The sequence below is a fragment of the Bacteroides ndongoniae genome (assembly GCF_900108345.1).
Lineage (GTDB): Bacteria > Bacteroidota > Bacteroidia > Bacteroidales > Bacteroidaceae > Bacteroides > Bacteroides ndongoniae.
Map to the genome: position 1 here is coordinate 647,151 of NZ_FNVV01000012.1, position 26,257 is coordinate 673,407.

Consider the following 26,257-nt stretch of genomic DNA (forward strand, 5'->3'; position numbering starts at 1 on the left):
GTTTTTTTGTGCATGTATCGGACGGTTTCCACCGTTCGGGCCGTTGTGTAGCGGGGCCGTAGGCCGTGGCTGCACCGGATGTATAACACATTCAGGGCCTGTTTTGTTTATTCCCGTCTGTGCCGGACTTCTCTTTCAGGTAGTCGAAGCGCAGCATCAGGTCGGCTATGTCGTGAGCCTGTTGCAGGTGGTGCAGGGTCAGGCTGTCGGAGGCATCGCCTTCGACGTTCATGTGCGAGCCTACGGCAAGTCCCCGCTTCGTTGGCGACAGGATGCTCTGCCCCATGCCTTTCCACGGATAGCGTTCGAGTCCCAGCAACTGGAGCAGGGTGGGGTAGATGTCTATCTGTCCCATCACGTCCTCGTAGCGCATGCCTACGGGCGAGTTGAGGATGATGAGCGGCGTATAGGGCTTGTCGGAAACAATGCCCTGCATGGCAGGCGCCTGGCACAGCTCGTTGCGGTAGAAAGCGAGCCCCTCGTGGTCGCCGGTGATGACGATAAGTGTTTCCTTATACTCGGGCCGCGACTTCAGGAAGTCGACAAACTGTCCGAGGGCTTTGTCCGTATAGCGGGCCGTCTTCATGTAGTCGGCTGCCTTCGCGGGGATGGAGTCGGAGAAACTGATTTCCTGCAAGTGCTGGGGCAGCACGAACGGCGCGTGGCCGGAGTAGGTGACGAACTGCATGAAGACTGTTTCGTCCTGCTTCCACACCTCGCCATCGCTGATTTTCTCGCTGCACTGCTCGAAGAAAGGCACGTCGCCGATGCGCTTGTGTGTGCCGAAGGCTTCGGCTTTGCGGAAGTCGTGATAGGCGATGATGGTGTCCAGCCCGAAGCTGTAGGCAATGGCTCCCTGATTCCAGGTCGATACCTTGTCGATGGTCAGCAGATAGTTGCGCGAGTGTTTTAGCTCGTGCATGGCTTTGGGCAGGGTGGCGTAGTGGTTGTCGGGGTACAGGCTGCTGTATGCGCCCGAGTTGAGGGGCAGCATGCCGGCGTTGATCATCAGTTGGGCGTCGATAGAGCGTCCGCCTTTCACCTGGGTGAGTACGTGGGGAGCGTAGAGGGTGGTCGGTTCCTTCAGCAGGCGATTGAGGCAAGGCGTGATTTCCTGTCCTTCCACTTCTTGCTCCAGCACCCAGCTTTCGAACGATTCGGCCAAAATCAGGATGCAGTTGCGGCGCGTCTCTATCGAGTCGGGCAGGAGTGTCCATGCGGGCTGTGCGGCAAGCCAGCTCCCGATGCGTTGGTCTATTTCGGGGCTGATTTCCTGTTGCTGTTCCGTCAGGTCGTAGTATACGCAGCCAAATACGGTGAACATCGGTGCACAGCTTGAACACAGGTAAGGCGATTGCCGGATGGCATTGAATGACTGATGGAATCCGCCGTAGAAGCTTAGGCAAGCCATGTTCAGCAATGCTGTTCCAACCAATACGGCAAAGTACCCGGGAAGTCTTCGGATGAGGCTGCTTCCTTTTCGGTCTGGTTTGCGGAACGCCATAAAGATGGTGACGACGGACGACAAGGGCAACAGGACGTCTATCATTCTGAACGAATCTCTGACGCTTTCGGTGAAGTCGGTCAGGTTGCCGGCCAGTCCGTAGCTGCTCAGCGGGATGTGTGTGTAGTACGTTCGGTAATAGAGCAGGTTGCAGATAAGCAGGCTGTCGAGCCAGAACAGAATAACGCTTTCTACCCCTTTGCTCCTGAACAGGATGTAGGGGAGCAGTAGCAACGTAGCGATGAACAACTTGGAAAGGTAGGTTTCCAGGTACGAAAACGATGCGAAAGTAGTGTCCATGCACCAGATGGCATCGAAAAGGGTGAGTTTCAGGAACAGTCCAGCTGCAAAAACGATAGCTGTACGGTTCCACGCGCTTTTCCAGTCGGGCATTTTTGCGAAGCGCGGTTTTAAGCTTTTTTCATTCATTGACTTCTCTATGCTAGGTCGTTCTATTCCAGACCTTTTTTCTCTCTCTTTATGGGGCGGCAAAGGTACGGCTATATTTGTGAATATCCATGATTTGGCGATACTATTCTTCCTTTTTATAGCATCTTATTTCGAACAAGCGTATCTTTGTGCTTTGAAAACGGAAAAAAGAGACGCACAATATGAAACACCCCGCTTGCTATATCATCCTTTTTGTTGTCGTCCTGTTGGCTTCCTGTCGTGCCGACCGCGACGACGTCCGCCTGTTGCAGCAGGCCGACTCTCTGTTGAACGTACGTCTGGACAGTATGAAAGTTGTGTTGGACACGTGGGCCGACAGCATCGGTCACTGCCCGGAGCGTGTCCGGATGTACTACAACCTGCTTCGCGTGAAGGCCGATGACAAGGCTTACGTCACGCACACTTCGGACAGCCTGATCCTCTCCATAGTGCGCTACTATCGGGAGCAGCGCGACAAGACCCACTTGCCCGAAGCCCTCTACTATGCCGGCCGCACTTATAGCGACTTGAAGGATGCTCCACGGGCGTTGGAGTACTACCAGCGTGCCATCGACGTCATGGAGCGCGAGGAACTGACAGATTACAATCTGCTGAGCCGCATCTACAGCCAGATGGGGACGTTATTCTTCTATCAAGAACTTTACGACGAATTGCCTGGTGTGCTCCGTAAGGCTTATCAATGTGACTTGATACTGAAAGATAGTGCCAACCTTGTTTTCGATTTGCGGGATATTGGGCGGTCTTTTGCGGTGAGGGAACGGCAAGACAGTGCGGATTGGTATTACCGTCGTGCGATTGCAATGGCTCAACAAATAAAAAATGATGTGTTACGGAATATGCTTTACCGTGAGTTTGCTGGGTTTTGTATTAAGTTGGGTAAGTATGCTGAGGCTTATGAAATGTTGCAGATAGGAAGAACAACAATAGACAGTCTTGGATTGCCTCCTTTTTATGCAAATATGGCACGTTATTATTATTGTACCAACCGGTTAGACTCAGCTGCCTATTATTATGAAAAAGAGCTTGCTTCCAATTCACTTCTCCATAAGGCTGGAGCTTATGAGAGCCTTGCCAATATCGCTCATCGGCAAGGAAATGATGCTAAAGCTTGGGCTTTATTCCAACAGCACGTCCTTTATAAGGATTCTTTGCAGAATATCATCCGTACGGAGACTATGAATAAGATTGATGCTTTGTATAATTATAAAAAGTATGAACAAGAGAATAAAGAGTTGAAAAGTAAAGAGCTTCAAAGAAAATTTCTGCTGTTCTTATCGTTGTCTTTGACGTTGATAGTTTTGCTGTTGGGGGGTGTTTTATGGCAAAAATACAAGAGAAAGGAACAGACTATGTTGCTTCAACAGGAAAAATTGAAACGTCAACAAGAAAAACTGAAGCAATATAGCCAAGAACAAATAGAAGAAAACAAAAAGAAGATTGAAGAATTGTCTTGGCAATTGGAAAATGCAGTAAAAGACAAAGACTTGCTACATCGGAATTTATTGCAGGTTCAAAAAGAACAGATTGAGAAAGACAATCGGCGAATTGAAGAGATGCAAGAAATGCAGCGGAAGGTTGAAGCTGGTTTATATATGACGAACATCTATAATAAGTTCCAGACAGTAGCCAACAGTAAAGAAAAATCCCAGTTGCTTAAGATTGAAGATTGGCAAGAATTACAGGAACAAGTGGATGAAGCGTATGGTGGTTTCACTACACGGTTGAAAGAGTTATATCCTCAGATTTCAGAAAAGGAACTACATATTTGTCTATTGATCAAAATAGGTGTTACACCTACTCAAATGGCAACCATTATGATTAGTTCCAAACAGGATATTTCGTCTGTCCGTTCACGGCTTTACACAAAGCTGTCCGGAACAAAAGGGTCTTCTAAACAATGTGACCAACTTGTTCAAAGTTTATAAGTAAACATTAATAAATGTTTGAAAAACAATAGATAAGTTGGTTGTTCTAAGGGGTACGCAAAAAGTACGCAAGTTAAATGCGTACTTTTTGCGTACTCTTTTTTAGCGATTATCTGGTTTATTCCGCTCATCTTCGTAACGTCAAATTTGAAAATGTAAATGGTATGAAACAGATTATTCTATTTTTTATGTTACTTTTACCGCTGTCTTCGTTCGCACAGTTTACGTACGACATCAAAGCCGGCGTAAACTTTTCCCATTTTAAAAGCAGCCAGAACACTGAAGAAAAACAGGTGGACGGAATGAAAACCGGATTTCAGATAGGTGCGGATGTCAGTTATGAGTTTAAGCGGCACTGGTTGCTTTCTTCCGGTCTGATGTTTGCACAAACCCGTAGTACGATGAACCTGACGGATGGAATGACTTATGGTTATTTCTTTCCTCATACAGACATAGAACTAAATCACTTTATTATTCCGTTGAAAGTAGGTTATAACGTTCGTTTCTGCGAGGATTTCCAGCTGATACCTTCCGTGGGGTGGTATGGTTCCATTGATTTCAATGCGGGTAAGTCTTCGCTGGCTTTCTTCAAAGAAGGTGGCGGATGGGGATACACGACGTGGAAACCTATGAACGGCTATACTTACGAGCCTCCTGTCAGTGAGTCTCAGCCTTACACGGCAACACTTTCTCCTTTCAGGCATTGGACGTATGGCGTGATGGGTGGACTGAAAGCTGTTGTTTGCAAACATTACATTGTGAACCTGGATTATTATGAGTCAATCAAAAAAGGACAAAAGCAGAACGATTTGAGGAATTACGGTCTGCAATTGTCGGTGGGGTATCGGTTTTAAGTACTGTGCGTAAATGGTAATTTAGTTGATGCGTTAATGAGGATTAGGTTAGTCGTAAGCCAATCATCAGGGCTACGAGCATTTTAAGTCCTAATCCTCTATTTTTGTATAACTGTTTAAACTGTAATATTATGAAACTGAAGTTTTTTCCTGCCACCCTGTTGGCTGCCCTGTTGCTTTGCCTTGCCGCTTGCGGCAACGGACATGATGAAGACTCCTTGCCCGGAGCGTTGCCTTACACAAAGAGCTATTTTGTGGGAATGATGAATGACAGCTTGATAAACATCAGGCAAGACTCTTATTATGATGTCCGGATAGATCCTTTACTCTATATCCCGCAGGACTCGTATCAGCATATTGACATCACCGGATGGCTTATCAGGTTTGCAGCCGATTATCGCGATGAGCCTTGGGCAACCATGCATCTGCAATGGGGACCGATGGAAACGGGCTCGTTTGAGTTGACATCATCGAAGTTGGTGGATGCCAATGCGGAGCGGGTGCCATACATCAGTTTGACTTTTGCGGATAGCGGAAGGACCTATTGCTGCTCTCCGGAGCATCCGTTCCTGTTGCAGGTGGACGATGTAGATTATAAAGATGCTGCAATGACGTCATTCCCGGTTGTCACCGGGCGGATGGAGGGTACCCTCTACAATGAAGCAGATCCTGCGGACTGCATTACGTTCGAGGATGTGGAGTTCCGGTTGTGGCGTTGATGGCGGATCTTGGATGAGCCGGGTGCGGTTCTTGCGTATGGAGCACAAAATACAAACGGGGTTTGGACATTTGCAAAATATTACATAGTTTTGTCTGCCCTATGGCATCGACGGACAAATAGACGATAAAAATAGAACGTATGAAATGCATTCATGTGATTACTCCGGTAAAGGACTCCATTGACCTGACCTTACAGACGGCCGAAGCCATCGTGGCATCGGACATCAAAGTGCCTTACACATATACCATCTACAACGATTTCAGTACGGCCGAAAATACTGCCCGGTTGCAGGAGGCCTCGAAGAAGATGGGGTTCAATCTGGTGAACCTCTCGGATCTGACCGACCATCCTTCGCCCAACTATCTGCTGGTGCTGCAGATGGCGCAGGAGCGCGCCATTGCCGAAGATGCCGCGCTGATTATCGTAGAGTCGGACGTGGTGGTGAAGAAGAATACGCTTCAGGCTCTGTTCGACGGCGCGGAGGAGCGCACGGACTGTGGTATAGCTGCCGCCGTCACCGTCGATGAGAAAGGCGAGATAAACTATCCCTACCTGTTTGCCAAAGGAAACGAGAATCAGGTATACCCCGAAAAGAAGCATTGCAGCTTCTGCTGCTCGCTGCTGACAGTCAACTTTCTGCGGACTTTCGACTTCCACCAGCTCGACCCGGAGAAGAACTGGCACGATGTCACCATCTCGCACCAGTCGCAGAAGGAAGGGTTCCGCAACTATCTGTTCACGACGCTTCCCGTGTGGCACCGTCCTCACAGCAGTCGTCCCTGGAAACAGTTGAAGTATAAGAATCCTTTGAAGTATTATTGGCTGAAATATACGAAAGGACTGGATAAAATCTGAAGCAGGAAGGTTGCACCTTTTTCGGCATGTTCCGAAACCGGCTTCATACCTTTATCGCTTGCTGAAGAAAATTCCCAGAGATAGAGAATGGGAAAAGAGGCGGCGGAAAGGGGTGAAACGCCTCCTTTGAATCCCGTTTGTAGGACACTTGTACGGCTCGCGAACAACACTTGCACGGCTCGCGAGCCGTGCAAGTGTCCCACAAATGGAATGCAAGTGTCTCTCAGCAGGAGTCAGCCTTTTCTTCCGGTAAAATTCAGTTCCTTCGGCTTCCATATTGAAATTGTGTGGTCGGCAGGCAATGTGTTTTTTGGAAGTCTGTCAAATAATGCCTATATTTGCCGCGAATTCCGTTGTCTTGGATGCTGTGAGGCAACGCTTTGTCTATAAGCTTAGGTACATTCATTATGATAAAAGATAAGGGGAAGGTTTCCGCTCTATATCGTTTTCTTCATCCGAGGGTATTGACCATTCATCCGGACTATAAGAGTCTGGAGCCGTTTATATTGTCGTTGCCTATGCGCTTTCGTCGGAACGAAGGCGTGGTGATACACAGAGGGCGGAACGAACTGCGTCGTATGGAATACGGAGGAGTCACCTATGTGGTGAAGTCCTTTCATCAGCCCAATTGGCTCAACCGTGTGATTTACGGCGTGTTTCGCGCTTCCAAGGCCAAACGTTCTTTCCTTTATGCCGATGCGTTCCTGAAGCTGGGAGTAGGCACCCCACAGCCTGTCGGAAGTATGGACCAGCGTCAGGGGCTGTTGTTTGACAAGAGTTACTACGTCAGCTGTCTGTCCGATTGTCCTTACGTATATTCCGATCTTTTTGTGCAGAAATTCGAGTGCGAAGAGAAAGTGTTGCGCGAAATCGGACGGGTGACTGCCATTCTGCACGAAAACGGATATGCCCACAAAGACTATGGCCGCGGCAACATTCTGTTCCGCCCCATGTCCGACGGTTCGGCCAAGATAGAGATAGTCGACTTGAACCGTATGTACATCGGGCACATCGGCCTGCGGCGCGGATGCCGTAACTTCGAACGCTTGCCCGCTACTCCGGAGATGCACCGCCTGATGGCCGAAGAATATGCCAAGGTGCGGGGCTTCGATGCCGAGAAATGCTTTCAGTTGATTTCCTACTACCGGCGGCTTCAGACCGAAAAGGGAGGAGAACTCTATTAAACAAGAATCCTTTAAAACAAGAATCTGCTATGAACATTATCGCTGTGGTCGTGACGTACAACCGTCAGGAACTCCTGAAGAGAAACATTCATTGTTTGCGGCAGAACAAGCCGCTTACTTCTATCATAGTGGTAAACAACGGCAGCACCGACGGCACTGCCGCATGGCTCGACCAGCAGAGCGACCTGACCGTCATCCATCAGTCCAACGTAGGAGGCTCGGGCGGTTTTTATACTGGCATGCAACGCGCATATCAGCAAGGAGCCGACTGGGTGTGGTGCATGGACGATGATGTATTTCCGCGGGCCGACTGTCTGGAACATCTTCTGGCCGAAGCCGGGCGAAAAGACGTAGGTATTCTGGCGCCCCGCCGCTTGATGGAGGGAAAAATCTTCACCCACGATTTTCAGGAATACAACCTGACCAATCCTTTTTCTTCGATGTACGGCAAGAAACTGTCGAAGCAGACCATAACCGCTCCTACCGAGGTGAAAGGTACAGCTTTCGAAGGCCCCTTTATCCGCCGGGAAGTGATCGAAAAAATCGGGTTGCCCAACAAGGAGCTTTTCATCTTCTGCGACGATACCGACTATTGCCTTCGCACTGTGTTGGCAGGATTCAAGATACTCTACGTACCCTCGGCCCTGATGGATAAGGAAAAGTTCTTCTCGAACGACACGTGGAGTGAACGCAGCAAGAAAAAGAAATGGAAACGATACTACCAGGTGCGCAATTCCACGTACCTGAACCATCACTACGGACGCAACTGGGCCGTCAGGTATCTTCGTGGTTTCAACGGAGTGATAGGCTATATACTGGTGGCGTTCTTCACCTGCCCCTTCTCCGATGCCTGGCAGTGGGGCGACATTGCCCGCCTGTGGAAAGCCTATTGCGACGGACTGCACGAGCGTCTGGGGATTATGAACAGGTAGTATGGCAAACAGAACCAATTATACATATATAATAGAAGCAGACAGTTATGAGACTGATAAAAATGACAGGCGGACTGGGTAACCAGATGTTTATCTACGCCTTTTATTTGCGAATGAAGAAGCGCTATCCCAGGGTGCGCATTGACCTTTCGGACATGGTGCACTATCATGTTCATCATGGTTACGAGATGCATCGCGTCTTCAATCTGCCGCATACGGAATTCTGCATCAACCAACCGTTGAAAAAGGTGATTGAGTTTCTGTTCTTTAAGAAGATATACGAGCGCAAGCAGGACCCCAACAGTCTGCGGGCATTCGAAAAGAAATACCTGTGGCCGCTGCTCTATTTCAAAGGCTTTTATCAGTCCGAGCGCTTCTTTGCCGATATAAAGGATGAGGTGCGCAAGGCTTTTACCTTCGACAGTAGCAAGGTGAACGCCCGCAGTGCCGAATTGCTTCGCCGGCTGGATGCCGATGCGAATTCCGTTTCGCTGCACATCCGTCGGGGCGACTATCTGCAACCGCAACACTGGGCCACTACAGGCAGTGTCTGTCAGCTTCCCTATTATCAGAATGCTATAGCCGAGATGAACCGCAGGGTGGCTGCACCTTCGTATTATGTATTCTCCGACGATATAGCCTGGGTGAAGGAGAACATCCCTTTGCAGAATGCCGTTTACATCGATTGGAACAAGGGAGAAGAAAGCTGGCAGGACATGATGCTGATGAGCCATTGTCGCCACCACATCATCTGCAACAGTACTTTCAGCTGGTGGGGAGCCTGGCTCGACCCACACGAGGATAAGATTGTGATTGTTCCGAACCGCTGGTTCCAGCATTGCGAGACACCGAACATCTATCCGGTAGGCTGGGTGAAAGTGGCGATTAATTAACAAATCTGATAGACTATGAGCATGTATTTTCTGAAAAAGGTAGGACTGGCTCTTGCCGAGAGCTTCGGAGGCTTCCGGCTGACACCTTCGCCGCGGCTGGTGATGACGCTGCTGGTGAAGAACGAGGAAGATGTACTGGAAGACAATCTTCTGTTTCATAAAGCCATGGGGGTAGATTGTTTCATTATCACCGACAACAATTCTACCGACCGTACGCCGGACATCATCCGCAAGTATCAGGAGAAAGGTTGGGTAAAGGAAGTCATCTGGGAAAAGGCTACCAACTACAAGCAGAAAATATGGGTGGACCGCATGATATGGAAAGCAAAGACGGTGTACAAGGCCGACTGGGTGATCAATGCCGATGCCGATGAGTTGTGGTACTCACCTTCGGGTAACCTGAAGAATGATTTGTCGGCTATCCACTCCAATGTGTTGAAGTGCGAGGTGCGCAGTGTCTATCCGGAAGAAGACAAGCCTTTCTGGCAGTGGAACAAGATGGTAAAGACCGTTTCGCAACCCGAACAGTATGACCTGTCGCTCTATTCTCTGTTCGACCATCAGAACAAGAAAGTGATTCACCGTACCAAGTGTTACCTGCAGATTTCGATGGGCAACCACAAGGTAACCATGTTTCCCCGCCGTTCGGAACTGGGAAAAGTACACGTCTATCATTACAACATTCGTGGCAAGCGTCACTTCATGGAGAAAATGATCAACGGAGGCAAGCAGCTCGAACAGAACCCCAGCAAGCATGGCGGATGCCATTGGCGTTACTTCTACCAGATGTACAAAGAAGGTAAGCTGGAGATGGAGTATGGCCGCGTGATCGGTACACCTGTGTACGACCGTTTGTGCAAGGATGGCTTTATCTATGTAGACAATACCGTTCCCGACTTCTTCAGGGAGGTGATGGGAAGGAGTTAGGCAAACTCCTTCTCCATGTCGAGTGCTGCACCGATGGCTACATCCATGTTGTAGTACTCCCATTCGGCAAAACGTCCCAAAAGGTATATGCCTGCCTGGCGTAATTCGTTTTTCAGGCTGGCGATGGCTGCTTTGGTGTCTTTGTCCTGAATAGGGTAGGTATACTGCTCGTAGTGATGGGTCAGATAACGGGGGCAGTAAGGCATCTTGGCAAGATTTTCCAGAATTTCCTCTTTCTCTATCCGGTCGGTGAACTCTATGCTGGCGGTCAGTCTCTCTGTCGGATGGTTGCTGACTGGTGAGCTGTTGGCCGGAGAGAAGTTGCCGGTGCAAATAATCCGGTGAGAAGCGTGTTGTCCGTCAGGCAGGTAGATCCAGCTGTAGGGATTGGGGCTGATTTCGCAGAAGACGGTTGTGGTGCCATGCGATTCGAGCCTGTCTATTCTGTCTGCATAGAGGCGTATGGCTGTATGTCCGTTGAGCATGGTGGGTAACTGTTTGATGTTACCGCAAAATACCACTTTGTCGAAAGTTTCTTCGTTGATAATCCATTTCCCTTTGTTTTGTTCCATACGGTTCACAGCCGAGTTATATCGGATGTTGAGGCCTTGCGACAGACGGTCGGCAATGAACTGTGAGCCGCCTTGCCGGGGATAATAGAATGAACTGTGTACAAAGGTTTGTTCCTTGACGTGATTGATGTTGTTGTATACGATTTCGGCAGCGGTGGGCATCGGTAGTTTGCCTTCCAGCCACTCAAGGGGAACTTTGTTCAAAGGACGACGCCATATCTTGGTGTTATAGGGATGGAAGTAAAGCCGGTAAAGGGTATCGCCGAAGCGTTTACGCAGGAATTCCTCGAAGTTGTGAGGTGGTTCGGCAGCGGAACTGGACATGTGCAGAAGGTCGTCGATGACACATTTCTGTGTGTTTTCGTCCAGCAGATAAAGGTGGTTCTCGATGGGATAGGGGATTTCTTTCCCGTCGGGCATGGCGATGACCGAATTGCGCAGGGCCTTAGTAAACTCCTTTTCTCGGTCGAAGTGTTGCCAGAACCAGTCGGCCACGTCTTTTCGTTTGGTATTGAATACATGCCTTCCTGTCCGGTGGAACAGGCTGTGGTCGACGTAGTCGCATTTGATCAGTCCGCCGGGGCGTGCGTCGGCTTCGAAAACGATGACTTCATGTTTCTGTTTCAGTATATGTGCGATGGCAAGTCCGGATATGCCGGCGCCGATAACAGCGATTTTCATGTTAGGACCATTTAGACAGTTTGATGGGATGCAGGAATAGTTTTTTGGCCGGATAGTTCTTCATTAGTTCGGAGAGGTTGTAGCCGTACTGCTGGGCAAAGGTTTCGTAATGGGGGCGCCACATTACGCCGGATTCCCACGGAGTGTCGGAGGTAAATTTCAGTTTGTCGGTCGACAGAACCAATGCTGTAGGAATGGCAAATTCGACGAACAGCCGGGTAGCAGCAAAAGCCCCGCAGTACAGGGTGAATTTTTCCATGATGTCGGCTGTCAGTAGCAGAATGTCGGCATATCCGCCTACCAGCGGATAGTCGAGGTGGCGTCTTTTGTAGTTGCGCAGATATTTGAAGATGTATTTGCAATGGATATCTATCAGCGGACGGAATGGTATGGCCGAATAAGGGATGCCGTATTTGTCGAACTGTTTCTGCGCTTCTTCTACGGTAGGCAGGAATTGTGCGGCTTCTACTCCTTTCTGCTTTACCTTATATTTCATGGCTTCGGTTTGCCGCCAGGGGTAGGTCAGTTCTTGTAGCTTCAGCAGGTAGTCTATGTAGCACTCATCTTCGGCCAGGCCCATCTTTTCGATCAGGTTGTTTTCGTTCAGCACAGGGTGGATAATCATGTCGTCGGCCACTACGAAGAAGTGGGTGTAGCCTTTCCCTTTCAGGTGGGGATAGGCTTGGCTGATGTATCCGGAGAAATAGTACGAAGATTCGTAGACGGGAATCACGTTGGGCAGATCGCCGTCATAGAAGGGTACTATATGGTAAATGTGGCTGAATCGGTTGTCGTAAATCTCTTCTAAGCGTTTTATGTTTTTATCGTACCGGTGATTATATATAATCAAAAGGGCTATCGTGCATGACATGTGTATTGCAATTCTTGTTTTATATTAGAAACTCGGTTAGCGTTTTAGTATTACTACCTTGCAAAGATAGAACCTATTCGGTAAAAAACAAGAACTGCTGTAGATATTTTTTGTCTCCCTGAGGTTTGTGGCAGACGGCTGGCAAAGGACGTTACTGCTGACTGCGCCACAGACTCAGTGCTGCAGCGATGGTATCGTCCATGTCGGCGTAAGTGTATTGGGCCAGACGACCGCCGAACAGCACGTCGGGTGTTTGTCGGGCCATGGACTGATAGCGGGCAAAGATTTCGTTGTTGGCCGAGGTGTTGACGGGATAATAAGGTTCTTTGCCGGGCGCATAGCTGTCGGGGTACTCGTAGGTGATGACGGTATCGGGCTGTTGGCCGAACTCGAAATGCTTGTGCTCGATGATGCGTGTGTAGGGCGTTTCGCGGTCGGTATAGTTGACCACGGCGTTTCCTTGGAAGTTGGCGACGCCCTCCAGCAGTTTGTGTTCGAAGCGCAGGCTGCGGTACTCCAAGTGTCCGCAGGCATAGTCGAAGTAAGCATCAATGCATCCGGTGTAGAGGGTACGGTGAACCAGTGCGGAAAGTTCGGCACGGTGCTCCAGATAGTCGACACCTGTACGTACTTCGACACCTTCGAGCAGCAATCCGATGAGGCGGTTGTAGCCTCCGTAAGGGATGCCCTGATAGGGATCGTTGAAGTAATTGTTGTCGAAAGTGAAGCGGAAAGGAAGCCGCTTGATGATGAAGGCCGGCAGTTCGGTAGCGGCACATCCCCATTGCTTTTCGGTATATCCTTTCACCAGATACTGGTAGATGTCATTGCCACATAGTCTGAGGGCCTGCTCCTCCAGATTGCGGGGCTGGCTGATGTGGGCATAGGCGGCACACTGTTTCTGCAGTTTGGCTTGTGCTTCGGCAGGTGTTCGCACTCCCCATAGCTGGTAGAAGGTGTTCATGTTGAAGGGAAGGTTGTAGAGCTTCCCTTGATAGTTGGCTACGGGAGAGTTGGTGTATCGGTTGAACTCGACCAGACGATTGACGTATTGCCACACTTCCTTGTTGTCGGTATGGAAGATGTGGGCGCCATACTTGTGCACGTTGATGCCTGCCACTTCCTCGCAATAGATGTTCCCACCCGTGTGTGGGCGTTTCTCTATCACCAGACAGCGTTTTCCGGCCTTGTGGGCTTCGTGGGCAAAGACGGCTCCGAAGAGTCCGCTTCCTACAATCAGGTAATCGTATTGTTTCATTCGTCGGTCAGTTTTAGGCGGTTGTTTGTCGCGAAGGCCGGAAGGCCTTCACGGTATTTAGCAGGCGAAGGTGGCTTCCAGGTGGTTCACCAGCTCCATCTGATCGGAACTGAACTTGCGGGCAAAGAGCTTGTCGGACTGTACCAGTTCGTCGTAGTCGCGCTTCTTCCACACGTAGGGTCCTCCGCGGTGCCAGTCGATGAGGCGCATGTTGCCGGCTGCTTCGTCCTCGGGCCGGTAGATGTTTTTCCGGAAGGGGGAGTTCCACAGAACGGTCTGGATGAATATCTCGTCGGGGCACAGGGTATATTTGAAACGTTTCAGTACGAAGGCTTTCTCCTTGAGCAGATATTGGCAGAAGTCGTTGGTGATGCTGAACCATTGCGAGCCTTTCTGGAATCCGACTTCGTGCTTGCGGCGGAAGTGGAGCAGCTTTTGCAGGATGAGTACAAAGTTGTAGAAAGGCATGGTAAAGGCGTGCCAGCGGTCGTTGGGGCGCAGACTCTTGGTGAAGAGGTAGTAGCGCGATACTTTCCGTTCGAGGTCTTTCTGGTGTTCGGGGCTGTGCCAGTATTCCACAAATTCTTGTCCGGCGTGGCGGTCGAAGAAGTCGTGGATGTAGTTCTGGTTTTTCAGTGGAAGATCCACACCCGACAGCAGGTGGTAATAGGCGTATTTACCGTTTGCGGAAGCTGTTTCCAGCAGGGTAAATTCGGCTTCGACCAAGCTGATGTCACCCCAATACAGCTTGATGGGATTGGGGATGATGTAGAGCTTGGCTCTGCTCAGTTCGTAATGATGCATGCTTTTTCGCAGGTTGCGCGAGCGCCGGTCGATGTAGAGGTAGATGTCGTTACGCTCATCGTCGAGCATCGACAGCAGGGTCCTCAGCACGGGGTACTCATTGTGTGCGATGATTAAGTAAGCATGTTTGTTTTGAAGAGACATTAGGCGTTAATTTTTAGATGTTTAGGTTTAGGTTGCAAAGTTACATGTTTTTTTTGTTTACAACCTAATATTTGCAAAAAAAAAGTTAATATTTTTGTTTCGCCCGGCTTCAGCTTCGTTTGGGGCCGTTCTGGGGCGGTTTTAAAGGACACTTGTGCGGCTCATGAGAGACACTTGCACGGCTCGTGAGAGACACTTGTGTGGCTCGCGAGCAACACTTGTACGGCTCACGAGCAACACTTGCACGGCTCGCGGCACTTTTTAGCGTGTCTGTAGATGGCTGATAATCAGACTCTGTCCCGCTTCATGTCGGGCACCCACGGCCAGACGAGTCGCAGCAGTTGGGCCACGTGTGCCAGACGTCCTTCGGCGGGGCCGGCGTTCAGCTTCGACTTCAGGTAGGCATGCAGTTCGTGCTTGCCTTCGGGCGTCAGGGGCAGTCTGCCGATGCGGTTGTAGAGGATACCGTGGCGTATGACCTGTTTGCAACGTCCTATTTCGGGGAGTTGCTGCTCCATCTGGGCCACGATGTCGATGTCTTCCTTTTTCCCACCTCCGTTTTGTTCAGCCTTTACGGTCACCTTCTGCGTGTGTTGGCGGAAGTTGTTCAAGTCGGTGTAGACTTCGGCTACGTCGCCCGTCAGCGTCATGCGAAACCAGAAGAGCCAGTCGCCGCTGTAGCGCATGCGGATGCAGTCGTGCAGGTCGATGCGCCGCAGGTGGTCGGCGCGCGAAAGGACGGCGCTGGCGTTGGCTATGTAGTTGCGCCAGTACAGGTTGCGTGCGGCAAACCGTCGTCCGTCGATGACGGAATGTTTCTCGGGCAGATTTAGTTTGCGGCTGCCCCACTGGTTGATGTCGTGGTGCAGGTCGTTTCCGTCTTCGTCGATGAGGCGCGAGCCGGTGTAGCACAGCGCGGCCTGCGGATGGCGGTCGAGCACCGCTACGGTAGTGGCCAGAAAGTCGGGTTGGGCTGTGTCGTCGCTTTCGGCTATCCAGACGTATTCTCCTTGCGCCAGGCCGATGCCTTTCTGCCATTGCAGGAAGGGGCTGCCGGTGTTGTGGTCGTTCAGCACGATGTGACTGATGTGCGGATTGCCGGCATACGATTGCAGCAGTTCGGCGCTGTTGTCGGTCGAACAGTCGTCCAGCAGAATCAGCTCGAAGTCCTGAAAGGTTTGGTTCAGGATGGAGCCGATGCGCGCTTTCAGGTAGCGGGCATGATTGTAGTTGGGCACGATGACGCTGACTTTGGGAGGCATGTTTATACGGGATATCTGGTTTTCAGAAGCAAAGTTAGCGTATCTTCTTCAGAAATCCATGTCTTTTCTCAATTCTTTGTTGTACATTTGTCAATGAGTAACGGTACGGACTGTGTTTTTCAAGTCAAATGTAGCAAAGTCGGATATGATATCAGTAATCGTTTGTTCGGTGTCGCAGGAACGTTTGCAGCGTTTGTGCAAGAATGTGGACGAGACCATTGGCGTGGAGTATGAAATGGTGGCGGTGGACAATCGTCAGCTTGGGTGGCCGATAGCCCGTGTCTACAACGAAGGGGCGCGTCGGGCATCGGGGCGTTGTCTGCTTTTTGTGCATGAAGATGTTGTTTTTCATCAGCAGGATTGGGGGAGGGCACTTATCGGACGATTGGCCAGTCCGGACTGTGGTGTGATAGGCTTTGCGGGTAGCAAGGTGAAGTTGGATGTTTATTCGGGTTGGTGGCAGAACCATGCCGGATGGGATTGTTGCTCGTACATACAGAACGGTGTTCGCTGTGTGCAAGGTGGCAGGCTGCAAGAGGGAGTTCTATCGTTCGAGCCGGTGGTGACACTTGACGGCTTTGCCCTGTTGGTGCGGCGCGAGGTGTGGGAGGAGTTTCCTTTTGACGAAGATGTGCTGAAGGGCTTCCATTGCTATGACTTGGACTTTACGCTGGCTGTCGGGCGGAAATACACGAACTACGTATGTGGCGGCATTGCCGTGGAACATCTGTCATCGGGCAATCTGGACGGACGCTGGTACGAGACAACGGTGCAGCTGCACGACACAAAGTGGAAACCCTTGTTGCCCGTACGGACGGCCGATGTCCGTTGGACGGAGGAAGAGCGGCGGCGTACGTCGGAAGACTTGTCCTACCGTTTTCTGCACAATGCCTTACGAAGCAGTTACTCGCGGAAACGATATCTGCTGCACGCTTTCTGGCGCCGTCCGTTCGGCTGGAAGCACTTGGAACATTGCCTTAGCTGTACGCTAAAGTATTTGCGCGTCCGCTGACTTCTTGTGTTTCAGTAGCGACCGGATCCACTTTCCAATAAGATAATCAAGCCAATTGATATTCAACTCTTTTTTGAGCGATAATAGCAATTCTTTTCTTCTTTCGGCTGATATGGGCAGGTGCTTGATGTGCCCGTACAGCAGAGCCTTGTCTATCACGATATCCGTGCAGCATTGAGGTGGAAGTACATGCTGGTAGAAGTATTTCCTGATACTTATCATTTCGGGAATGGAGTTCCCTTCTCTGGTTCCTTGATTGGTCGTATTGTCGGGATGTTTTCTGAAGAAGTTTAGTTTCTGGTGTATCTCGACGACGTTTCCTTTCCGCGCCTGCTCTATCCAGAACAGCCAGTCGCCGCAATAACGCATCTTTTTGTACGCTGGCGTAATATCTTTCAGGCAATTCTTGCGACGGAAGAGCACCATGCTTGCATTGTAAACGGTGTTTTGGTTGAGGAGTTTTTTCCGCAGGTATTGCAAGGAAGAGTATTCGTAGATCCGTCCATCTTCATCCCATTGGTCAAATTCGGACGAGTGCAGTGGATTGCCGCAGGTATCAATCAGATGTGACCCGGTAAGACACAGTTGGGCTTCGGGGTGCTTCTCCAAAGCTTCGACGGCGCGTTCCAGAAAGCGGTTTTCGGCCTTGTCGTCGCTCTCGGCTATCCAAATGTATTTGCCCTGCGCCAGCTGTATACCTTTCTCCCATTGCCTGAAGGCGCTTCCGCTATTCTGTTCGTTCAGTTCGATGTGACTTACGTGCGGGTTGTTGCGGCAGTTGTTCAGCAGTTCGGCGCTGTTGTCGGTCGAACAGTCGTCCAGCAGAATCAGCTCGAAGTCCTGAAAGGTCTGGTTCAGGATGGAGTCGATGCGCGCTTTCAGGTAGCGGGCATGATTGTAGTTGGGCACGATGACGCTGACTTTGGGAGGCATGTTTATACGGGATATCTGGTTTTCAGAAGCAAAGTTAGCGTATCTTCTTCAGAAATCCATGTCTTTCACTGATTTTTCGGTCGAAAGTTGTGGCATAGGAGAACTTTTACTATGTTTGCAAAATAAACTATTGGAGAGAGTGTCTCGAAACCCGTGTGTGCCCGAACAGACCGGTCGTCGTGATGCAGTCGCAAATAACAAACCTTAACGCAACGTGATGCAGTATTCGTGCGTAGTTTGTTTTTTTATATAAAGCTTTGTTGGATTCTGTGAATCGAAGAAAGCTGTGTTTTAGCCTACCTGTATGTAAAATGTATTGTTTCTGTAAAGTGAAATGACTGAAATGACACTGAAAAAACTTTTTCGGCATAAGCTGTTGCCCTTGGTTTATGAAAAGAGGATTACGGGAAGCAGCTTGTATTCTGTTGAAAAACGCAAGTGCTTTAAAGTGACTCTGTTTAAACGTGAAAAAACAGATGCTTTTACCCGTACGCATTATTTGAAATTTATTCATTCTACAAAGTTCTTATCTTCAAAAAGAGTGTTCCCTAATGTCAGGGATAATGACTTTGGTGCACTGGATGTACCGGTGACCTGGAAAAAGCCGCCTTTGGTCAGCATCATCGTGCCCAACTACAATCATGCCCGCTATCTGAAAGAACGGTTGGACTCCATTTATAATCAGACGTACAGACACTTCGAAGTGATCCTGTTGGACGATTGTTCGACCGACGGAAGTGTAGAGGTGTTGAAAGAGTATGCGCGGAAGTATCCCGAAAATACTCGCCTGGTTGCCAATGAGCACAATTCGGGCAAAGTGTTCCATCAGTGGAACAAAGGACTGGAACTGGCGAGGGGAGAGTTTGTCTGGATTGCCGAGAGCGACGACTATTGCGACCGGAATTTTCTGGAAACAGTGCTTCAGGGCTTGCGCCATCAGTCGGTCATGCTGTCGTTTGCACGAAGCGTATTCATGCAGGAAGGAAAGCAGATCTGGTCTCAGGAAGAGTATCTGGCCGATTTGCCGGTTGCCTGGAATGCGCCGTTCATCATGTCGGCCCACAAGCTCGTAAGCAAGGCTTTTGCTATCAAGAATGTGGTGCCCAACGTCAGCAGTGCCGTCTTCCGGAACATAGGTACCATTCCGGCTGACATTATATCCCAATGGGAGCAGATGTCCTTGTGCGGCGACTGGCTGTTCTACCTGTGGCTGATTAAAGGCGGAGCTGTAAGCTATACCAATCGGGTGAACAATTATTACAGAATTCATCCGGGAAGCACGTCGCTGAAGATTCAGAAGACGCTGGACTATTATACGGAAACGTTGCAGATTTCCTGTTTCGTGGCCCGGAACTACGCAGTCGATGCGGCAGTTTTCGAGGTGGTAAAGAAAAATCTTATTCAACATTGCCTTGAAAAGCAATGTATCACTGTGGAAGAAGTCGAGAAGGCTTATTCTTTGGACAAGATAAAAGAAAGCATGGCGGACAGACAGCCCAATGTGCTGATTTGTACTTATGCCATGGTGCAGGGAGGAGGAGAGGTTTTTCCCATCTACCTGGCCAATGAGCTGAAGAGACAGGGCATTGCCGTGACGTTTGTCGATTTCAGAGGAGAGCGTGGTGAAAAAGAAATCAGGCAGAAACTGGACCGGAATGTGCCTTTGCTGGCTTTGCCGCACGTCTTACAGCTTCGCAACGTGATGACTATGCTGGGTGCCGACATCATCCATACCCATCACGGAACCATCGACAGTGCGGTGGCCAATGCCATCGGCAACCGTTCGTTTCCGTGTAAGCAGGTAGTCACCCTTCACGGAATGTACGAAGCTGTGCCGGAAGAGGAACTGAACAAGATTCTGAAAGCAGTGCTCCCCGTATGTTCGTGCTTTGTTTACATCGCAGATAAGAATCTGCTCCCGCTGAAGCACGTTCAGTCGCAGATTCGGCTGAAGAAAATAGGCAACGGTCTGCCCTATCTTCCCTTGTCGCCTTATAGTCGGGCCAGTCTGGGCATTGAGGAAGATGCTTTCTGCCTGTCGCTGGTGAGCCGCGGCTTCCTGTACAAAGGCTGGATGGAAGCGGTAGAGGCTGTGAAACGGGCCAATGCAACCATACAACGGCCGGTTCATTTGCTTCTGGTAGGAGACGGCGAGTGTTATGAGGCGCTGAAGCAGCAGGATCTTCCTCCGTTCATACATCTGATGGGCAGGCAAGGAAATGTGCGCAATTATTTCGCCATGTCCGATGCCGGACTGCTTCCCTCATACTTCAAGGGAGAAAGCTTTCCGCTGGTAGTTATCGAAAGCCTGATGAGTGGTGCCCCCATCATAGCCAGCGATGTTGGAGAAATCCGGAACATGATTACCGATACGGACGGCGGAGTGGCAGGAGCCCTGTTCGAACTGAAGGACGGGAAAGTGCCGGTAGACACCCTTACGGATATTATAGTCCGGCTTGCTACCGATTCGTCTTTGTATGGCGAGCTGAAAAGACGTGTGGCGCCTATTGCACGGAAATTTGAGATATCCTGCACTGCCCGGCAGTATATAGATGTCTACAATAAAGTGTGGAAGAATGTTGAACCAACAGCCTAAGTCGGCTGTTTTAAAATAATATAACCGGATTCCGGTTGGACAGTTATCGGGATACTCCGGATGTGAAACGTTTACGAATGTGTTCGATGATGAAAAAGATTCTTATAATTAACCCTTGGCCTCCCTATCCTCTGAACTCCGGAGGTAATCAGGCTTTCTTTAATATGGTGGACTACATGCGCCGCTATTTGTCAGTGTCTATTTTGCTCAATCCGCACACTTCCGGAGAAAGGCAGGCGGTGAAGGAGCTGAAGAAAATCTGGCCCGATGTAGAGTTCTTCCTGTTCGAAGCCGGGGACGAAGAAAAGGGTTATTCGATTAAGCATCCGCTGTATTACAAATGGCTGAAAAAGATTCAGGTATCGGTTGCCCGCAAAATGAGGAGGCAGCTGGTTGCACACGGCACTCAGGCCGTCGAGGGTAATGAAGTACGTAGAAGAGGCACCATCATGAATTCTACTTTCAGGAACTTCGACAGCCAGTATGTCGACTATGTGGCCAAGGTTTCACGCATGGGATTTGACATAGTGGAAGCTCAGTTCTATGATCTGTTACCACTGGTTTACGTTCTGCCGGACGATGTACAGACCGTGTTTGTGCATCATGAACTGCGATACATTCGCAACCAGAACGAAATGAAACTTCTCAAGCAGATGACCAATGAAGACCGTATGCTTTATGGTGTGGCAAGAGATTTTGAGAAAGGGGCGCTGGACAGCTATAAGCATCTGATTGTACTGACTGAGACCGACCGTGCCTTGCTGGCCGAGCTTTTGGGACGGACAGAGCGCATTTATACTTCTCCGGCAGTGATACGCAAGTCGGGAAATGTGGCCGATACGTTTGTCCCCGCGCAAACCAATCGTCTGGTGTTTGTAGGCGGCGAAGACCATATGCCCAATTGGGATGCCGTCATCTGGTTCTGCACCGGAATAGCTCCGCTTTTGCGTCAGCGTGGATTCAAGTTCACATTCCAACTGGTAGGAAAGTGGAACAGCGGAGATGCAAAGAGGCTTTGCGAAGTCTGCCCGGAAATGGAGTTCATGGGGTTTGTAGACGAGCTGACAACTTTCCTGAAAGGAGCCATTTCCATAGTGCCCATTCGGGTGGGAAGCGGAATGCGCATGAAGATACTGGATGCCGTCTTTGCCCGGGTGCCGTTTGTCACTACTTCCAAAGGAGTCGAAGGGCTTGACTTCCGTAGTGGTGAGGAATGTCTGATAGCCGATGAGGCTTCGGCCTTTGCCGATGCGGTAGTCCGGCTGGCCGAGGACGAAAAACTGCAGGAAAAACTGGTGCAGCAGGCTGCCGACAAGCTGAGTGCTTTGTACAATCCGCAGGAAATGCTGGAGCGCCGGATGGCGATTTACGAGCAGATTCTGGGTGAGAAGCTGTTGGAACGAAAGGCGTAAGGTAATGAAGGAATAATGGTGAATGAAACAGTAAAGGGTATGGACAGCAGACTGGCAATTGTGATACCGGCTTATAAAAGTCGTTTCTTGCAGGCTACGTTGGATTCTATCGCGAAGCAAAGTTGCAAGGATTTTGTGGTGTACATCGGTGATGATAACAGCCCGCAGAATCTGGAAGCGATTGTCGGACGCTATCGGAATGAGTTTCCCCTCGTATACCATCGTTTCGAAGAGAATATGGGGCGGAACGATTTGCCCGGTCATTGGGAGCGTTGCATTGCGCTGAGCCGTAATGAACCGTTAATCTGGCTTTTCTCCGACGACGATCTGATGCCCGCTGACGGCGTAGAGCGCATCTTGCAGGCAGCTGCGGTGCATGGTGATACCCGTGTCTTTTTCCGTTTCCCGTTGTCGCTGGTCGATGCCGAAGGCCATTTGTTCCGTAGCAATCCGCCGTTCGATGCGGACTGTATTTCGGGTTATCATTTCCTGTTGGACAAGCTTGGCGGAAAAATATCTTCTGCGGCGTGTGAGTATGTATTCAGCCGCGATGTGTATACTGAGGCAGGTGGCTTTGTGAAGTTTCCGCTGGCTTGGTGTTCGGACGATGCCTCATGGGCTCGTTTTGCCGACCTGGCAGGTGGCATCGTGTCGCTGTACGGACAGCCGGTGTGCTGGCGGAATGCCGAGAACGAGAACATATCCAATTCTATCGTTTACAACAAGGAGAAGGCGAAGGCTACCGCTCTGTTCGTGGACTGGATTGCCAGATATTATCCCGACCGCCGGGACGATGCCGTTTTGCACTGTGCATTGAAGAGTTATATAAAGACCATACTGGTTTGTTCGTTGCGAAGTGTCTTCGACGTGGTAGACCTCTGGGGCATGTGCCGTGCGGTGTGGCAGATTTCTCCGGCTGTAGCTTCCGGCTTGTTTGCAAAATATCTTTTCCGTGCTTTACGCCGTAAGGGGAAGTAGCTGTAAGAGGCCTTGGCGAGTGGTGCGTATAGCCGGCATTCGCTAATATTTCATTCTTGTTGCAGAGGTCGTATTTTTTCTCTACCTTTGTCCCCGTTATTCACTTGATAATTATGCTGAAACAATTTTTTTCTTTGATGAAGCGGTACATCAAACCTTACCGCAAGTATCTGACATGGGCTGTTATCCTGAACTTCGTGTCGCAGTGGCTTAATGTGTTCTCGTTCATGGCCATTATCCCGATTCTGAATATTCTGTTCAAGATAGATGGCAAAGTGTACGAATATCAGCCGATGGATTGGGAACATTTCGATAAGGATGTGCTGGTGAATAATGCTTATTACTGGATCAGCCATTTCGTAGAGACGAACGGTGCTTTCCTGACGCTTGTCATGCTGGGAGGCGTTCTGATATTTATGACATTGCTGAAGACGGCAGGTTACTTCGCTTCATCGGCGGTGATGGTGCCGTTGCGTACGGGTATTGTGCGCGATATCCGCATCGAAGTATATAATAAGGTGCTGAAGCTGCCTCTCAGTTTCTTCTCCGAGGAGCGCAAGGGCGACATCATAGCCCGTATGAGTGCCGATGTGACGGCCGTTGAAAACTCGCTGACGAGTTCGATTGATATGCTTATCCGCAACCCGATAGCCCTTTTGATTTACTTCTTTACCCTGTTCACCGTGAGCTGGCAGATGACGCTCTTCGTCATAGTCATTCTGCCCTTTGCCGGTTGGATTATGGGTGTAGTCAGCCGTAAGCTGAAGCGCCAGTCTTCGGCCGCGCAGGCACAGTGGGGCGACATCATGTCGCAGCTGGACGAAACGTTGGGCGGACTGCGCATTATCAAGGCGTTTATTGCCGAAGAAAAGATGTCGGCACGTTTCACCAAGACGAACGATGAGTTCCGCACGGCCATGAACGAGATGGTTATCCGTCAGAGTTCGGCACACCCGATGAGCGAGTTTCTGGGCACGTGTGTCATTGTTATTGTCCTGTGGTTTGGTGGTGCGCTGATTCTGAACCAGACGTATGCACCGATGGATGCGGCTACCTTTATCTTCTATATGGTGATATTGTATAGCATCATCAATCCGTTGAAAGAATTCTCCAAGGCTTTCTATAACATTCCGTTGGGTCTGGCCAGTATGGACCGTATCGATATGATTCTGAAAGCCGAGAATCCTATCAAGGAACCTGCACAGCCGTTGCCTTTGACCGACTTCGAGGATAAGTTGGAGTTCCGCGACGTCAGCTTCAGCTATACGGAAGGTCGTCCGGTGCTGAAGCACATCAACCTCACCGTGCCCAAGGGCAAGACAATCGCTCTGGTGGGACAGTCCGGTTCGGGAAAGTCGACGATGGTGGACCTGGTGCCACGCTATCACGACATTGCCGAAGGCGCGCTGATAATCGATGGAAAGAATGTGAAGGATGTATCTATCCGCAGCTTGCGTTCGCTGATTGGTAATGTGAACCAGGAGGCCATCCTCTTCAACGATACGTTCTATAATAATATTACGTTCGGTGTGGAGAATGCTACGATGGAGCAGGTGATCGAAGCTGCCAAGATAGCTAACGCTCACGACTTCATTATGGAGACGGAGAAGGGCTATGATACCATGATCGGCGACCGTGGCGGACGCCTTTCCGGCGGACAGCGCCAGCGCATCAGCATTGCCCGTGCCATTCTGAAGAATCCGCCTATCCTGATTCTGGATGAGGCTACTTCAGCCCTCGATACCGAGAGCGAACGTCTGGTGCAGGAGGCTCTGGAGCGCCTGATGAAGTCACGTACGACGATTGCCATCGCTCACCGTTTGTCGACCATCAAGAATGCCGACGAGATCTGCGTGCTGTACGAAGGCGAAATCGTAGAGCGTGGTACTCACGAAGAACTGATTGCCCTCGACGGATATTACAAGCGACTGAACGATATGCAGTCGCTGAGCTGATACGATGACAAGTTGACGAGGGGACAAGTTGACGAATGGGACTCTTTTTCTGATCCTTTCCTTCTTTCCTCGTCAACTTGTCCCCTTGTCAACTTGTTCCCTTGTTAACTCGTCAACTAATACTAACCATACGCCTATGTTAACCGATTTCGATTACACCCTGCTCCCCGAGAATTATACCCTTTGTCTGCACGATGCCTGCCCCCGTGCCAAGGAATGCCTGCGCCGCGCCATAGCCGAAGGTGTTCCGGCGGCTCATACTTCTATCCGCGTCTTTTCGCCTGCTGCCGCCCGGCAGATGGCCGTTGCGGGATGTATGTATTTCCGGCCCATCCGGAAAGTGCGCTATGCACGAGGCATCGAAACCGTGCTGAAACAGTTTGAAAAACTGCCTTACCGGGAAGCCCGTATGGCTCGTGCTACCCTTTACGGTTTTTTCGGACGGAATATGTTCTACCGCATACGCCACGGCGAGCGTTTCGTCTTCCCCGAAGAGCAAGAAAAGATTGCCGCACTTTTCCGCCGGCTTGGTCTGAAGGAAGAGCCGCAGTTCGATGAATATATCGAGCGTTACGACTTACGTTAGTCACTGCCGCACCATCCCCGACTCTTTTTGCCGGACAACGCCTAAGGTTTTATTCTTTCTCATACCTATGAGAAAGGAATTCTCATGCTTATGAGAACGACATTCTCATACCTATGAGAAAACTGTTCTCATGCCTATGAGAAGAGAGAAAACATACTGGAGTGTTGGCGGAAGGCTTAGGGGAGAGGAGACGGAAAGAAGCAGATAGAATTTGTATATTACGGAGGTTAATTTTAAAAAACGAAATAATGAAGGATCTGTTCTTACTAAAGTTTATTCGCATGAATAAGTTGATATCTACTGTCTTAGCTTTGTTGCTGTGTGTCTCGATTGAGGGAGTGGCGCAGTCTTTGCTTCCCGATTTTCACAAATATGCCCGTTTTGCCGGGCGCGCTACAGGATTTGTGGTTAAGACTCCAGACGGATTTGAGGTTGTGCAGCAGGGACAGGATGCCTGTTGGATACCTGAGGAGCGTAAAGCGGGCGGAGTGACACCTTTCTACAACTATATGCTGTTGTCTGACGACGAGGAATGTGTGGCCTTTTATCCGGATGTCTCGGCTTTGACCCTTGCCTGGTTGGGAGGGGCGAAGACTGAACCGGATTACATAAAGCAGGCCGTCGAGTCTGGCACAAGGGAAGGGCTGACGGTGTATGCGGCTTCCGATGCCGACCAGGAATTTGGGGCTGATTCCGTCTGGCTTTTCGAGAAAAACCTGTCCGAAGCCGTGCGTGGCAGATACGCTTATTCGGCCGAGTGGTATGCCATTAAGGACGGACGCCCCTGCCTGTTTCTGATGTGCGTACTGACCGCAGACGGGCTGAAGCGCAAAGAGGTCTATTTCGAACGGCTTTATCGTTCGCTAGGATATAAAAGGAAGTGGACATACAGTCAGGAAGTCTTTGACCGTGAGACTTTGCGTCTGCACACGAAGAAGTAAGACTGCA

22 protein-coding genes are annotated in these 26,257 nt (G+C 50.0%); 15 read left to right on the top strand and 7 right to left on the bottom strand.

The features are described 5' to 3' along the window. Positions 1–91: 91 nt before the first annotated feature. Positions 92–1,897: an LTA synthase family protein gene (locus BQ5591_RS02780; RefSeq protein WP_071148350.1), complete on the bottom strand. Its 1,806-nt coding sequence runs from the start codon at positions 1,895–1,897 to the stop codon at positions 92–94. 344 nt (positions 1,898–2,241) lie between these two features. Here BQ5591_RS02780 and BQ5591_RS02785 point away from each other — a divergent pair, with 344 nt between their 5' ends. The 8 genes from BQ5591_RS02785 to BQ5591_RS02820 all read left to right on the top strand — a co-directional run bounded on the left by BQ5591_RS02785 (position 2,242) and on the right by BQ5591_RS02820 (position 10,245). Then, a complete protein-coding gene (locus tag BQ5591_RS02785) occupies positions 2,242–3,879 on the top strand; it encodes a tetratricopeptide repeat protein (RefSeq protein WP_205410615.1) in 1,638 nt (545 codons plus the stop codon). Positions 3,880–4,043: 164 nt separating this feature from the next. After that, positions 4,044–4,733 (top strand): outer membrane beta-barrel protein, encoded by a 690-nt coding sequence (locus BQ5591_RS02790; protein ID WP_071148578.1) that lies wholly within the window; start codon positions 4,044–4,046, stop codon positions 4,731–4,733. A gap of 131 nt (positions 4,734–4,864) precedes the next feature. Further along, positions 4,865–5,452 carry a DUF5025 domain-containing protein gene (locus BQ5591_RS02795; protein WP_071148352.1) on the top strand — a complete coding sequence of 196 codons (588 nt, stop codon included), beginning with the start codon at positions 4,865–4,867 and terminating at the stop codon, positions 5,450–5,452. A 140-nt stretch (positions 5,453–5,592) separates the two neighbouring features. Continuing rightward, a complete protein-coding gene (locus tag BQ5591_RS02800; RefSeq protein WP_071148353.1) occupies positions 5,593–6,309 on the top strand; it encodes a family 2 glycosyl transferase in 717 nt (238 codons plus the stop codon). Between the two features lie 407 nt (positions 6,310–6,716). Continuing rightward, the gene (locus BQ5591_RS02805; RefSeq protein ID WP_071148354.1) at positions 6,717–7,493 is read left to right on the top strand and encodes a lipopolysaccharide kinase InaA family protein; all 777 of its coding nucleotides are present in this window, start codon (positions 6,717–6,719) and stop codon (positions 7,491–7,493) included. A 29-nt stretch (positions 7,494–7,522) separates the two neighbouring features. Further along, complete coding sequence (locus BQ5591_RS02810; RefSeq protein WP_071148355.1) at positions 7,523–8,425, top strand: glycosyltransferase family 2 protein; 903 nt, start codon at positions 7,523–7,525, stop codon at positions 8,423–8,425. Positions 8,426–8,472: 47 nt separating this feature from the next. Then, positions 8,473–9,318 (top strand): alpha-1,2-fucosyltransferase, encoded by an 846-nt coding sequence (locus BQ5591_RS02815; protein ID WP_071148356.1) that lies wholly within the window; start codon positions 8,473–8,475, stop codon positions 9,316–9,318. 15 nt (positions 9,319–9,333) lie between these two features. Further along, positions 9,334–10,245: a glycosyltransferase family 2 protein gene (locus BQ5591_RS02820; RefSeq protein WP_205410616.1), complete on the top strand. Its 912-nt coding sequence runs from the start codon at positions 9,334–9,336 to the stop codon at positions 10,243–10,245. Here the strand turns inward: BQ5591_RS02820 and BQ5591_RS02825 are convergent. From BQ5591_RS02825 to BQ5591_RS02845, 5 genes are all read right to left on the bottom strand, one after another. Further along, complete coding sequence (locus BQ5591_RS02825; protein ID WP_071148357.1) at positions 10,242–11,498, bottom strand: protoporphyrinogen/coproporphyrinogen oxidase; 1,257 nt, start codon at positions 11,496–11,498, stop codon at positions 10,242–10,244. The two genes, BQ5591_RS02820 and BQ5591_RS02825, sit on opposite strands and share 4 nt — an antisense overlap. A 1-nt stretch (position 11,499) precedes the next feature. Beyond that, positions 11,500–12,369: a hypothetical protein gene (locus BQ5591_RS02830; RefSeq protein ID WP_022161877.1), complete on the bottom strand. Its 870-nt coding sequence runs from the start codon at positions 12,367–12,369 to the stop codon at positions 11,500–11,502. Positions 12,370–12,520: 151 nt separating this feature from the next. After that, complete coding sequence (gene glf, locus BQ5591_RS02835; RefSeq protein ID WP_071148358.1) at positions 12,521–13,627, bottom strand: UDP-galactopyranose mutase; 1,107 nt, start codon at positions 13,625–13,627, stop codon at positions 12,521–12,523. A gap of 57 nt (positions 13,628–13,684) precedes the next feature. Continuing rightward, complete coding sequence (locus tag BQ5591_RS02840) at positions 13,685–14,575, bottom strand: beta-1,6-N-acetylglucosaminyltransferase (RefSeq protein ID WP_071148359.1); 891 nt, start codon at positions 14,573–14,575, stop codon at positions 13,685–13,687. A gap of 287 nt (positions 14,576–14,862) precedes the next feature. Further along, on the bottom strand, positions 14,863–15,837 hold the full coding sequence (locus BQ5591_RS02845) for a glycosyltransferase family 2 protein (protein WP_235817030.1): 975 nt from the start codon (positions 15,835–15,837) through the stop codon (positions 14,863–14,865). 145 nt (positions 15,838–15,982) lie between these two features. On the opposite strand from BQ5591_RS02845, the gene BQ5591_RS02850 reads away from it, so the two are divergent. Continuing rightward, the gene (locus BQ5591_RS02850) at positions 15,983–16,849 is read left to right on the top strand and encodes a glycosyltransferase (RefSeq protein WP_071148361.1); all 867 of its coding nucleotides are present in this window, start codon (positions 15,983–15,985) and stop codon (positions 16,847–16,849) included. Here BQ5591_RS02850 and BQ5591_RS02855 read toward each other — a convergent pair. Continuing rightward, complete coding sequence (locus BQ5591_RS02855) at positions 16,826–17,782, bottom strand: glycosyltransferase (protein ID WP_071148362.1); 957 nt, start codon at positions 17,780–17,782, stop codon at positions 16,826–16,828. The two genes, BQ5591_RS02850 and BQ5591_RS02855, sit on opposite strands and share 24 nt — an antisense overlap. Before the next feature lie 541 nt (positions 17,783–18,323). On the opposite strand from BQ5591_RS02855, the gene BQ5591_RS02860 reads away from it, so the two are divergent. The 6 genes from BQ5591_RS02860 (at position 18,324) to BQ5591_RS02885 (ending at position 26,250) form a co-directional block, all read left to right on the top strand. After that, positions 18,324–20,378 (top strand): glycosyltransferase, encoded by a 2,055-nt coding sequence (locus tag BQ5591_RS02860; RefSeq protein ID WP_159434422.1) that lies wholly within the window; start codon positions 18,324–18,326, stop codon positions 20,376–20,378. Between the two features lie 86 nt (positions 20,379–20,464). Beyond that, a complete protein-coding gene (locus tag BQ5591_RS02865) occupies positions 20,465–21,790 on the top strand; it encodes a glycosyltransferase (protein ID WP_071148364.1) in 1,326 nt (441 codons plus the stop codon). Positions 21,791–21,829: 39 nt separating this feature from the next. Beyond that, positions 21,830–22,768, top strand: a complete 939-nt coding sequence (locus BQ5591_RS02870; protein ID WP_071148365.1) for a glycosyltransferase family 2 protein — start codon at positions 21,830–21,832, stop codon at positions 22,766–22,768. Positions 22,769–22,881: 113 nt separating this feature from the next. After that, a complete protein-coding gene (locus BQ5591_RS02875; RefSeq protein WP_071148366.1) occupies positions 22,882–24,723 on the top strand; it encodes an ABC transporter ATP-binding protein in 1,842 nt (613 codons plus the stop codon). A gap of 136 nt (positions 24,724–24,859) precedes the next feature. Further along, on the top strand, positions 24,860–25,309 hold the full coding sequence (locus BQ5591_RS02880; protein ID WP_071148367.1) for a DUF6078 family protein: 450 nt from the start codon (positions 24,860–24,862) through the stop codon (positions 25,307–25,309). A 281-nt stretch (positions 25,310–25,590) separates the two neighbouring features. Continuing rightward, positions 25,591–26,250, top strand: coding sequence for a hypothetical protein (locus tag BQ5591_RS02885; RefSeq protein WP_159434423.1), 660 nt, complete (start codon positions 25,591–25,593; stop codon positions 26,248–26,250). Positions 26,251–26,257 lie beyond the last annotated feature (7 nt).